This window comes from Acrocarpospora pleiomorpha (assembly GCF_009687885.1).
Classification (GTDB): Bacteria; Actinomycetota; Actinomycetes; order Streptosporangiales; family Streptosporangiaceae; genus Acrocarpospora; species Acrocarpospora pleiomorpha.
In genome coordinates, this window is sequence record NZ_BLAF01000014.1 from 175,534 (window position 1) to 189,511 (window position 13,978).

The 13,978-nt window shown below is 71.7% G+C and carries 1 protein-coding gene; it reads right to left on the reverse strand.

Translation table 11 applies throughout. From position 1 onward, the window contains the following. Nucleotides 1–13 precede the first annotated feature (13 nt). A complete protein-coding gene (locus Aple_RS14850; protein ID WP_281361560.1) occupies nt 14–13,975 on the reverse strand; it encodes a type I polyketide synthase in 13,962 nt (4,653 codons plus the stop codon). Nucleotides 13,976–13,978 lie beyond the last annotated feature (3 nt).

The window sequence follows — 13,978 nt, forward strand, 5'->3', positions numbered from 1 at the left end:
AATGGTGACGGACTCACGACAAGCCGAGTTCGTTGTCGAGAATGTCGAACATCTCGCTGTCCGTGGCCGAATCGAGGTCGAACTCCGCGTCGCCGGAATCGTGCACCAGTGCCGCCCATTTGGTTCTCAGAATGTCCAGACGCGCCGCGACCTGCTTGTGCACGTCGATGTCGACGGTCATCTCGGTGAAAGCCTTCTCCAGTTTCGCGAGCTCGGCCAGCAGCGCCGCGGACCCGGTCTGCTCGCTCAGGCCGAGCCGGTCGAGCAGGTGGTCCGCGAGAGCGAGCGGCGTGGGGTGGTCGAACACCAGGGTGACCGGCAGGCGCTGCCCGGTGGCGCCGGCCAACCGGTTGCGCAGTTCGACGGCGGTGAGCGAGTCGAAGCCCAGTTCCTTGAAGGCGCGGTCCGATTCGACGGCGTCGGCCCCGGCATGTCCGAGCACGCTCGCCACCTCGGCCTGGACGAGACCCACGAGCACCTCGGCACGCTCGGCGGCGCCGAGAGCGGTCAGCCCGCGCAGCAGGGTGTCCGGTTCCTCTTGCCTGCCCGTGGCCGTACGGCGCTTGGCGGACACCAGGCCTCTCAGCAACGGCGGAACGTCCGCACGCGCCGACAGATCGAGCCGGACCGGCGCCAGCACCGGGCGGTCCACGGCACGGGCGGCGTCGAACAGCGCCAGCCCCTGCTCCACCGTCAGCGGGCGAATGCCCGAACGTGCCATCCGCCGCCGATCGGAATCGTCAAGCCCGGCGGTCATGCCGATGTCCTGCGTCCAGGGCCCCCAGGCCAAGGACAGCGCGGGCAGCCCGCAGGCCCGCCGGTGGTGGGCCAGGCCGTCGAGGAAGGCGTTGGCCGCGGCGTAGTTCCCCTGACCCGCGCCGCCGGCCAGGCCGGCCACCGACGAGAAGAGCACGAACGCGGCGAGATCCATGCCCTGGGTGAGCTCGTGCAGGTGCCAGGCGGCCACCGCCTTGGGCCACAGCACGGCGTCCAGCCGTTCGGGCCGAAGCGCGGGAATCGTCGCGTCATCCAGCACCCCCGCCGTGTGGACGACCGCGGTCAACGGATGCTCGGCGGGTACGACGGACAGCAGGGCGGCGAGCGCGTCCCGGTCGGACACGTCGCAGGCGGCGATGGTGACCTCGGCGCCGCAGGCGACCAGCTCGGCCTGCAACTCCGCCGCGCCGGGCGCCGCCGGCCCTCGACGACCGGCCAGCACCAGATGGCGTACCTCGTGCTCCCGCACCAGATGCCGCGCCACCTCGGCGCCGAGACCGCCCGTACCACCGGTGATCAGCACCGTGCCCGCCGGGTCCCACCGCCGGACGATGTCCTCGCCCGGCGCCACCGGTGCCAGGCGCGCCATTCTCAGCACCCCGTCACGGACCGCGATCTGCGGCTCACCACAGGCCAGCACGGCCGAGAGCAGCGCCTTGGACGGCTCTCGCGGCACATCGAGATCGAGGAGCACGAACCTGCCCGGGTTCTCCGCCTGCGCGGCACGGACCAGGCCCCACACGGCGGCCCCCGGCAGGTCGCTCACGTCGTCCTGAACCGTAATCGCGTCCTGAACCGCAACCGCGTCCTGAACCGCAACCGCGCCGTTCGTCACCACGATGAGGGGAATGTCGCCGAACCGGTCTTCCGCAAGCCAGCCCTGCAGGAGGCCCAGAACGCGGGCGGTGGACTCGCGCGTCGCGGCGACGACCGCGTCGGCGGAGCCCGCGGCGGGGAACACGGTCACGGCCACGGCTTGCGGCGCGCCGTCCAGTGTGGCGAGGTCCCCGGTCAGCACCACCACGTCGGACTCCGCGGCGGAGGCCGGCTCCTCGGGCAGCGGCGTCCACTCCAGCCGGAACAGCGCGTCCCGTGGCGTCCGGCGGTCACCGGCGGGGGCCAGCGCGCCGGGCGATGCCGGACGCGCCACCAGTGACTCGGCGGTGAGCACGGTCGCTCCCGCCATGTCCACCGCGGTCATCGACACCGTGTCCTCGCCGGTCCTGGCCGCGCGCAGGCGCAGCATCGTCGCACCGGCGGCGTTCAGGCGCACCCCGCCCCACGACAACGGCACGCGTCCCGCCTCGGGCCGGGCGGCCTCCAGGAACGGCACCGCGTGCAGGGCGGCGTCCAGCAGCGCCGGGTGCACACCGTAGGAGCCGGCGTCGCCGACCTGGTCCGGCAGGGCGATCTCCGCGAACACCTCGTCGTCGCGCCGCCAGACCGCGCGCAGCCCCTGGAACACCGGTCCGTAGCCGAACCCGCCTTCGGCGAGCCGGTCGTAGAGGCCGTCCAGCTCGACGGCGGACGCTCCCCGCGGCGGCCACACCTCGGTGTCGAACGGCGCGACCCCGCCTGCGCCTTCGCCGGAGAGAACGCCGGTCGCATGCCGTACCCACGGCTCGTCGTCGGCCGCGTCGGCGGGCCGCGCGTAGACGCCGAGCTCGCGGCGGCCCGACGCGTCGGGCGCGCCCACCGACACCTGTACGGCCATCGCGTCCCGCTCGCCGAGCACGAGCGGGGTGGCCATGGTGAGCTCCTCCACCCGATCGCACCCGGTCTGGTCTCCGGCCCGGATGGCGAGTTCCAGCAGTCCCGTGCCGGGGAAGACCACCGTCCCGCCGACGACGTGGTCGGCGAGCCACGGGTGCGACCGCAGCGAGAGGCGGCCGGTGAGCACGACACCGTCCGACCCGGCCAGCATCACCGCGGCCCCCAGCAGCGGGTGCTCGGCCGCCGCGAGCCCGAGATCTCTGGCGTCGCCCACGCGCCGTCCGCTCGGCCAGAACCACTGGTGCTGGAAGGCGTACGTCGGCAGGTCCACCCGGCGGGCGCCGGGGAAGGCGGCGCCGAACACGGCCGGCCAGTCCACCGTGGCACCGTGCGCGTGCAACGTCGCCACCGCCGTCATGATGGCGGTCTGCTCGTCGCGGTCTCCGCGCAGCGCCGGGACCAGCACCGGCCCTGCCCCGTCATCCGGGATGGCGTCCTCGGCCAGCGCGGTCAGCACGCCGTCGGGTCCCAGTTCGAGGTACGCGGTGACCCCCTGACGGTGCAGCGTGGCCACGCTGTCGGCGAATCTGACCGCGTGGCGTACCTGTTCCACCCAGTAGTCGGGCGAGCACAACTCTTCGGCCGACGCCGGCCCGCCGGTCACGGTCGAGACCACAGGGATCCGCGGCGGGTTGTAGCTGAGCGTTTCGGCCAGGGCGCGGAACTCCGCCAGCATCGGCTCCATCAGCGGCGAATGGAACGCGTGGCTCACCTTCAGCCGCGTCGTCTTGCGTCCTTCGGCCTCCAGCCTGGAGGCGATCCGGGCGACCGGTTCCTCGGCACCCGCGATCACCACCGAGGCCGGACCGTTCACCGCGGCTATGGAGACCTCGTCCTCTTTCTCGGCGTCCTCGTGCCCGGCGAGGAGCAGCAGCACCTCCTGCTCCGAGGCCTGGACGGCGGCCATCGCCCCGCCCGGCGGCAGCGCCTGCATGAGCAGGGCACGCGCCGCCACCAGCCGGCACGCGTCCTCCAGCGACAGCACGCCGGCCACATGCGCCGCCGTGATCTCGCCGATCGAATGCCCGGCCAGGAAGTCCGGCCTGAGGCCCCAGGACTCCACCAGCCGGAACAGCGCCACCTCCAGCGCGAACAGCGCCGGCTGGGTGTAAACGGTCTGGTTCAGCAGTTCGGTGTCGCCGGACATCACCTCGCGCAGCTCGGGATCAAGGTGGGCGAGCACGGCGTCGAAAGCATCGGCGAACACCGGGAACCGCTCGTACAGCCCTCGGCCCATTCCGGCCCGCTGAGCGCCCTGCCCGGTGAACAGCACCGCGAGCCTGCCAGGCCGCGCGCCACGCCCGTGGACCACTCCAGGCGCCGAACGCCCGTCCGCCACGGCCGCCAGGCTCACCCTCAGCTCGTCCAGGTCACCGGCCACGACCACCGCTCGATGCTCGAACGCCGAGCGGGTGGTCGCCAGGGCGAAGCCGACGTCCGCGAGGGAGAGGTCGTCGGCGATCCGCGGCAGCAGACGTGCCGCCTGGGCGCGCAACGCGTCATTCGTCTTCCCCGAGACCAGCACCGGCACGGGGCCTGGGGCGGAACCGGTCTCCGCGTCCACGGTTGGCGGCGCCTGCTCAAGGATCACGTGTGCGTTGGTTCCGCTGATGCCGAACGAGGACACACCGGCCCGGCGCGGACGACCCGCCTCCGGCCACGGGCGGTTCTCGGTGAGCAGCTCCACCGCGCCCTGGTTCCAGTCGACGTGCGAAGTGGGCGCGTCCACGTGCACTGTTGCGGGCAGCACTCCGTGACGCATGGCCATGACCATCTTGATCACACCGGCGACACCGGCGGCCGCCTGGGTGTGGCCGATGCTCGACTTGATCGAGCCCAGCAGCAGCGGGCGGTCATCCGGCCGGTTCTGGCCGTAGGTCGCCAGCAGCGCCTGCGCCTCGATCGGGTCGCCCAGCCTGGTCCCGGTCCCGTGGCCCTCCACCGCGTCCACGTCCGCGGGGGCCAGCCCGGCGCCGGTCAGAGCCTGGCGGATCACGCGCTGCTGGGACAGCCCGTTCGGTGCCGTCAACCCGTTGGAGGCGCCGTCCTGGTTCACCGCGGAACCGCGTACGACGGCCAGCACCTGGTGGCCGTTGCGGCGCGCGTCGGACAGGCGTTCCAGCACCAGCATCCCGACGCCCTCGGACCAGGCGACACCGTCGGCGGCCTCGGAGAAGGACTTGCATCGGCCGTCCCCCGCGAGCCCGCCCTGGGCGCTGAAGTCGGTGAACGCCGCTGGGGTTGCCATCACGGTCACTCCGCCGGCCAGGGCCAGCGAGCATTCGCCGCCGCGCAGCGCCTGGGCCGCCAGGTGCAGTGTCACCAGTGAGGAGGAGCAGGCGGTGTCCACCGTCACGGCCGGGCCTTCCAGGCCGAGCGTGTAGGACAGTCGTCCGGACATGACGCTGCCTGCCGTACCGGTGCCCATGAAGCTCATCACGTCCGGCGGGAACTCCGCGCTTGTCGCGTAATCGTGGTACATCACCCCGGCGAACACGCCCGTCAGGCTGCCACGCAGCGAAAGTGGGTCGATTCCGGCCCGCTCGACCGCCTCCCAGGAAGTCTCCAGCAGCAGCCGCTGCTGAGGATCCATCGCCAGCGCCTCACGGGGCGAGATGCCGAAGAAGCCGGGGTCGAACTCGCCCGCCTCGTGCAGGAACCCGCCTTCGCGCACATAGCTGGTGCCCCTGCGCTCGCGGCCGGGATCGTACAGCGACTCCAGATCCCAGCCACGGGAGTCCGGGAACGGCGAGATCGCGTCCCCGCCCGCCACGACCAGCCGCCACAGATCCTCGGGGGAGGCCACACCGCCCGGGTAGCGGCACGCCATCGACACGATCACCACGGGATCGTCATCGGCCGGCGTGACCGTTCGCGCCGTCGCCCGCGCGGACGCCGGGCCGCCGTGCTGGCCCAGCAGCTCCGCCAGGAGGAACTCCGTCAGCACCGTGACGTTCGGGTAGTCGAACATCAGGGTGACCGGCAGGCGCAGCCCGGTGGCCCCGGACAGCCGGTTACGCACCTCGACCGCGGTCAGCGAGTCGAAACCCATGCTCTGGAAGCTGATCAGCGGCTCGATCGCGTTGCCGTCCGCATGGCCCAGCACCAAGGCGATCTGGTCGCGGACCAGCTCCAGCAAGGCGGCCCTTCGGGCCTCCGCCCCGAGTGGCGCGAGGCGATCCGCGAGGAGGGTCGCCGCCGCGGCCGTCGCCCGCTGCCGGGCCGACGGCCGGATCAGCCCTCGGAGCAGGGGTGGGATCTCCTGGCCTGCGCGCAACGCCGTCAGGTTCAGGCGCGCGGGCAGCACGGCCGGTTCGTCGCCCGTCACCGCCGCGTCGAACAGTGCCAGACCGTGATCTGAAGACAGCGGGAGCACGCCGCGCCTGGCGAGCCTGCCCATGTCGGCCTGGCTCAGCGCGCTGGTCATGCCGCCGTCCTGGGCCCACGGGCCCCAGCCCAGTGACAGCCCTGGCAGCCCTTCGGCTCGGCGGCGCCGGGCGAGCGCGTCCAGGAAGGCGTTCGCCGCCGCGTAGTTGGCCTGCCCGGCCGACCCGAACGTCCCCGCCACCGAGGAGAACAGGACGAACGCGGACAGGTTCTGGTTTCTGGTCAGCTCGTGCAGATGCCAGGCCGCGCTTATCTTGGGCCGGAACACCTTTTCCAGGCTCTGCGGCGTCAAGGTGCCGACCAGACCGTCGTCCAGCACGCCTGCCGCGTGCACCACCGCGGTCAGCGGATGCTCGGCGGGTACCCCGGCCAGCAGGCCGGCGACGGCCTCGCGGTCCGCCAGGTCGCATGCCACGACGGTCACGTGCGCGCCGAGCCCGGTCAGCTCCGCCACCAGCTCGCCCGCGCCCTCCGCCCGCTCACCGCGACGGCTCGCCAGCATCACCTGCCTGATGCCGTGTACGGTCACCAGGTGGCGGGCCAGTATGCCGCCAAGGCCGCCGGTGCCGCCCGTGATCAGCACCGTTCCCGCCGGGTCCCAGGCCAGGGCTGGCGGCTCGGCGGGCGGGAAGACCCGGGCCAGCCGACCGGCCAGCACGGCGCCGTCCCTGATCACCAGTTGCGGCTCGACGGCGGCCAGGGCCTGCGGCAGCGCGGCGATCGACGCCGTCGACAGGCCCACGCGGTCACGATCGGCTGCTCGATCACGGTCGCCGCCCTGGTGGAGGTCGAGGTCGACCAGCACGAACCGGCCCGGATGCTCGGCCTCGGCGGCACGTACGAGCCCCCACACCGTCGCCGCCGCCACATCATCGCCGTCCACCGCGCCCCGGGTGAGAAACGCCAGCCGCGAATCTGCGAACCGCTCATCGGCGAGCCAGGATCGCACCAGGTCCAGCACGGACGACGCCACACTGTGCGCGGCCACCGGCACCTCGTCGCCCCCGCCTGCGGCCACCGGGACCAGCACCGTGCGCGGCACGAGAGCACCGCCCTCGCAGGCCTCGCCCAGCGACCGCAGATCGGCACCTGTCCTGACGGGATCACCCATGACCTCGGCCAGAGCCTCGGCGAGCCCCCACTCGTCCGGACCCACCACCGCCAGAGTGCCCGGCGGAACCGCGGGCACCGGTGAAGCCGGGACCCAGTCCAGCCGGAACAGGCTGTCCCTGCCGATCGCTCGCGAGCCCGCGGCCGGCTCGTCCGACTGGACGCGCAGAGCCACCGACCCGATCGAGGCCGCGGGACCTCCCGCACCGGCGATCGCGATCGACATCGCGTCCGGTCCTGCCCAGGACATCCGCACCCGCACCGCGGCGGCCCCCGCCGCATGCAGGGATACGCCCTCCCACGCGAAGGGCACCTTGCGCCTGGCCTCCTGGCTCTGGTCGAGGAACAGGCACAGATGCAGCACCGCGTCCAGCAGCGCAGGATGCATGCCGTACGCCCCTGCCTCAGCCGCGTCCTGCTCAGGAAGGCCGATCTCGGCGTACATGTCGGAGCCGCATCGCCACACCGCGGTCAAGCCACGGAACGCCGGCCCGTAGTCGAAACCGTCCGCCGCCCGCCCCTCGTAGAAGCCTTCCAACGAGACCGGCTCCGCACCGGCCGGCGGCCACACCGTAGTGTCGAACGGGTCATCGGGGGCCGGCGCCGCTACCGCCAGATGGCCGTCGGCATGCCGTGTCCAAGGCCGCTCTTGCTCATCCCCCTGCCGCGCGTACACGCTCACCGGCCGGCGTCCGCTTTCGTCGGGGCCGCCCAGCCGCACCTGCACCTGGACGCCCCCGTGTTCGGGCAGGGTCAACGGCGCGACAAGGGTCAGATCGTCCACCCGGGCGCAGCCGACCTCGTCACCGGCCCTGATCGCCAGCTCAAGGAACGCCGTCGCCGGCACCAGCACCCGGCCCGACACCACGTGATCGGCCAGCCACGGATGCGACCGCGTCGACAACCGGCCGGTGAAGAGCACCTCGTCTCCGCCGGCCAGCTCAACGGCCGCTCCCAGCAAGGGGTGATCCGGCACTCCGAGCCCGGCGGCGGTGACATCCCCGGCACCAGCGAGCGACGGCCTCGGCCAGTACCGCCGACGTTGGAAGGCGTAAGTGGGCAGCTTCACCTGGCGGGCACCGGGGAACATCGCCCGCCAATCGAGCCGCACCCCGTGCACGTGCAGCTCGGCCAGCGCCGACATCACCGCGCCCTGTTCACCCCGATCCCTCCGCAGCACCGGCACCAGCACCACGCCCGAGTCGCGCGCATCGACGTCGCCGGCAAGGGTCTCCTGGGCCATGGCGCTCAGGACTCCATCGGGACCCAGCTCCAGACAGGCCCGCACGCCCTGAGCCTGAAGCGTGCGGACACCGTCGGCGAAGCGAACCGCGCCACGCACCTGCTCCACCCAGTAACCCGGCGAACACACCTGCTCGGCCGTGGCCGCCTGACCGGTCAGAGTGGACACGATGGGGATACGCGGCGGATTGTAGGCAAGCCCGCTCGCCACCGTGCGGAAGTCCTCCAGCATCGGATCCATCAACGGCGAGTGGAACGCGTGCGAGACCCGCAACCGCCGCGTCCTGACCCCCTGGGACTCCAGCGCGGCGACCACCTCAAGCACCGCCTCCTCGACACCGGAGACCACCACCGAGGCAGGACCGTTGACCGCCGCGATCGACACCTCATCCGAACGCCCGGCCAGCAGCTCAGCGACCGCGTCCTCGGCGGCCTGCACCGCCACCATCGCCCCACCCGCGGGCAACGCCTGCATCAACCGCGCCCGAGCCGCCACCAACGCACACGCATCACCCAGCGACAACACCCCCGCCACATGCGCCGCCGCGATCTCCCCGACCGAATGCCCCGCCAGCACATCCGGCCGCACACCCCACCAGGACACCAACCGGAACAACGCGATCTCCACCGCGAACAACGCCGGCTGCGCCCACCCCGTCCGATCCAGCGCCTCCGCCCCCGCAGTACCCGGCTCGGCGAACAGCACCTCACGCAACGAACCATCAAGCAACGGGTCAAGCTCAGCGATCACCTCATCCAACGCCTCCGCGAACACCGGGAACCGGTCATACAACTCCCGGCCCATCCCCGCCCGCTGACTCCCCTGACCCGTGAACAGGAACGCGAGCCGAGGCTCCGCTCCGGCCACCCCGCGCACCACACCCACACCCGGCAGATCCTCGGCAACAGCCCGCAGCCCGGCCAGTACCCCCTCACGATCCCCAGCGACCACAACCGCCCGATGCTCAAACACCGACCGCGTCGTGGCCAGCGAGAACGCCACATCGCCGAGACTCAGGTCAGACTCACCGTCCACATACAACGCCAGCCGCCCGGCCTGCGCACGCAACGCCTGATCGGTCCGGCCCGACACCAGCAACGGCACCGACGACCCACCGACCACCACGGGCACCGGGTGCTCGGATACCACGTCCGCGGCCACCACGCCCTGCTCAACCGGACCCTGCTCGATGATCACGTGGGCGTTGGTGCCGCTGATCCCGAACGACGACACCGCAGCCCTGCGCGGGTGGCCGGTCCGCGGCCACTCCACCGGCTCGGTCGCCAGCTCGACCGCACCCTCGCTCCAGTCCACGTGTGAGGATGGCGCGTCCACGTGCAACGTCTTGGGCAGCAGCCCGTTCCGCATCGCCATGATCATCTTGATCACACCGGCGACACCCGAGGCGGCCTGGGTGTGACCGATGTTCGACTTGATCGACCCCAGCAACAACGGACGATCCCCGTCCCGGTCCTGTCCGTAGGTGGCCAGCAGGGCCTGCGCCTCGATCGGGTCGCCCAGGGTCGTCCCCGTGCCGTGACCTTCCACCGCGTCCACCTCGGACGCCGACAAACCCGCACCGGCCAGCGCCTGCCGGATCACCCGCCGCTGCGAAGGACCGTTCGGCGCGGTCAACCCGTTCGACGCGCCATCCTGGTTCACCGCGGAACCACGGACGACCGCCAGCACCTGATGGCCGTTCCGGCGGGCGTCCGACAACCGCTCCAGCACCAGGACACCCACGCCCTCCGACCAGCCCACCCCATCGGCGCTGTCGGAGAACGCCTTGCACCGCCCATCAACCGACAGACCTCGCTGCCGGGAGAACCCGATAAAGGTGTTCGGGGTCGACATCACCGTGGCCCCGCCCGCCAGCGCCAGCGAGCAATCTCCCGAGCGCAGCGCCTGCGCCGCCAGATGCATCGCCACCAGTGACGACGAACAGGCCGTGTCCACCGTCACCGCCGGGCCCTCCAACCCCAGGGTGTACGACACCCGGCCGGAAGCGACGCTCGGCGCGGTCCCGGTCGCTTCATAACCCTCGACCGCGTCGCGCCCGCCAAGCCCCTCAACCACCTCACCGAGGGCGGCCTGATGCACCCGGCCGGCGGCGTTGCCCAGGGTCAGGCCGTAGTCGTTGTACATCACCCCGGTGAACACACCGGTCTGGCTGCCCCGCAACGACCCCGGCTCGATCCCCGCCCGCTCGACCGCCTCCCACGACACCTCCAGCAGCAGCCGCTGCTGCGGGTCGACCGCCAGCGCCTCACGCGGCGAGATCCCGAAGAACCCCGCGTCGAACTCATCGGCGTCGTGCAGGAACCCGCCGTGCCGCGTGTACGACGTCCCCACCCGGCCAGGATCCGGATCGTAAACACCTTCCAGATCCCAACCCCGATTCGTCGGGAACCCGGTGACCGCGTCGGTCTCCTCAACCACCAGACGCCACAGATCCTCCGGAGAGGCGACCCCGCCCGGATACCGACACGCCATCCCCACGATCACGATCGGGTCGTCCGCCACCGAACGCACCACGGGCGACAGCGCATCCGAACCGGCCTGCTCACCCAGCAGCTCGCCCAGCACGAACTCCGCCAGCACGACCGGTGTCGGATAGTCGAACACCAACGTAGCCGGCAACCGCAACCCCGTCACCGCAACCAGCCGGTTACGCAATTCCACCGCGGTGAGCGAGTCGAAACCCAGCTCACGGAACTCGAACCGCACCTCCACCCCATCCGGCGAGGCATGCCCCAGCACCACCGCGATCTGCGCACGCACCAAATCCAGCACGAACCGAACCCGATCGGCCTGTCCCAGGCCGGCCAACCGCGCACCCAGCGATCCATCACGCGCAACCGGCGCCAACGCCGCCGACCGGCGAATCCCCCGCGTCAGCTCCCGCAGCAGATGCGGCACCGCACCACCGGCCCGCGCCACGGCCGCCGCGTCCAACCCTGCCGCCACCACTGCCGCACGACCCACCGCACCCGCGGCGTCGAACAACGCCAGCCCCTGCTCGACAGCCAAGGCCGACATCCCCGCCCGCGTCATCCGCCGAAGATCGACCTCAGCCAGTCCTCCCGTCATCCCCGCGGCCTTCGCCCACGGACCCCAGGCAAGCGACAACCCCGCCAACCCCAAGGCACGCCGATGCTCAGCCAGCGCATCCAAGAACGCGTTCGCCGCCGCGTAGTTGCCCTGACCCGCCCCACCGAACGTCCCCGCCACCGACGAGAACACGACGAACTCGGCCAGATCCACATCCGCAGTCAGCTCGTGCAGATGCCAGGCGGCATCCACCTTCGGCCTCAGCACCGCATCCAAACGCTCCGCCGACAACGACGGGATCGTGCCGTCGGCCAGCACACCGGCCGTGTGAATGACCGCCGTCAGCGGATGAGCGGGATCCACGCCCGCCAGCAGAGCCGCCACCTGCGCACGATCCGCGCCATCGCACGCGACGATCTCCACCTCGGCGCCGTGCGCGATCAGCTCGGCCCGCAGTTCCAGCGCACCCGGGGCCTCGGCCCCCCTGCGACTGGTCAGTAACAGACGCCGGACCCCACGCTCGGCCACCACATGCCGCGCCAGCAACCCACCCAGACCACCGGTACCACCGGTGATCAGCACCGTCCCCTCCGGATCCCACGAGCGGACACCGCCCCCATCAAGGGCATCGCCAAGATCAGAGCGAGGTGTCACCCGCGCCAGGCGGGGAACCAGCACCCCACCGCCGCGCACCGCCACCTGCGGCTCACCCGAGGCCAGCACCCCGGCCAGCACCGAGTCAAGCAGCTCACCATCGACATCCACCAGCACGAACCGGGCCGGGTTCTCCGACTGCGCGCTACGCACAAGACCCCACACCGCGGCAGCCGCCAGATCGGTGACCACCTCACCCTCACCCACCGCGACCGCGCCCCGAGTCACCACGACCAGACGCGAATCAGCGAACCGGTCATCGGCCAGCCACCCCTGCACCACTTCCAGCACCCGGGCAGTCAGCGCATGCGACGACTCCACCACCCCATCGGCCGGGCCGGAGACGACCTCCGTCAGCACCACCTCGGGAACCGGCCCCGCCTCCAGCAACGACGGCAGATCCCTATGGAACGGAACCGAATCCCCACCCGCCACCGCACGCTCCGGCAGCGCCGACCACTCCACCCCGAACAGCGCATCCCGCTCCACCGCCCGACCACCAGCAACCGGCAGATCACCCGCCGACAACGACCGCAACACCAGCGACCGCGCCGACACCAACGGCTCCCCAGCGGCATCCACCGCCACCAGCGACACCGAATCCGGACCCGTCCGAGCCAGCCGCACCCGCAACATCGACGCACCAACAGCGCGCAGGCTCACGCCATCCCACGAGAACGGCAACCGGCCACCCTGCACCGGCTCCAGCCCAACAAAACTCACCGCGTGCAACGCCGCATCCAGCAACGCCGGATGCAAACCGAACGCACCCGCCTCCGACTCCGCCCCCTCGGGCAACGCCACCTCGGCGAAAACCTCACCGTCAGATCCACGCCAGGCCCCCCGCAACCCCTGGAACACCGGACCGTAGCCGAACCCGCCCGCAGCCAGGTCCTCGTACAACCCGTCCAGCTCGATCGCGGTCGCGCCACGCGGCGGCCACACCTCGGCATCCAACGACCCGGCTTCCGAAGCACCGCTCGCGAGCGTCCCGGTCGCGTGCCGCACCCACGGCACATCCTCGCCGGCCTCCGCCGAACGGGCATAGATGTTCACGCTCCGGCGGCCCGACTCCTCCGGCGCGGCCACCGACACCTGCACCGCGACCGCCTCGCCCTCGCCCAGCACCAGCGGCGCGGTCAAGGTCAGCTCCTCCACCAGGTCACAGCCGACCTGGTCACCCGCCCGGATCGCCAGCTCCAGGAACCCGGTACCCGGGAAGATCACCGTCCCGGCCACCACATGATCGGCCAGCCACGGATGCGACCTCACCGACAGGCGCCCGGTCAGCAACACACCAGCGGAATCGGCCAGACCCACGGCAGCCCCCAGCAGCGGATGGCTCGCGGCGGTCAGCCCCAGCCCCCGGGCATCTCCAGCCGAAGCGGGGCTCGGCCAGTACCATCGACGCTGGAAGGCGTAAGTGGGCAGCTTCACCTGGCGGGCACCGGGGAACATCGCCCGCCAATCGAGCGGCACCCCGTGCACGTGCAGTTCGGCCAGCGCCGACATCACCGCGCTCTGCTCATCGCGATCCCTCCGCAACACCGGCACCAGCACCATGTCCGACTCGCGCACACCGGCGATCACGGCAAGGGTCTCTTGGGCCATGCTGCTCAGGACGCCGTCGGGGCCCAGCTCCAGATACGCCCGTACGCCCTGAGCCTGAAGCGTGCGGACACCGTCGGCGAAGCGGACCGCGCCACGAACCTGGTCCACCCAGTAGCCCGGCGAGCACACCTGCTCAGCCGTGGCCGCCTGCCCGGTCAGGGTCGACACGATGGGGATACGCGGCGGGTTGTAGGCAAGCCCGCTCGCCAGTGCGCGGAAGTCCTCCAGCATCGGATCCATCAACGGCGAGTGGAAGGCGTGCGAGACCCGCAGCCGCCGCGTCCTGACGCCCTGGGACTCCAGCGCGGCGGCCACCTCAAGCACCGCCTCCTCGACACCGGAGACCACCACCGAGGCAGGACCGTTCACCGC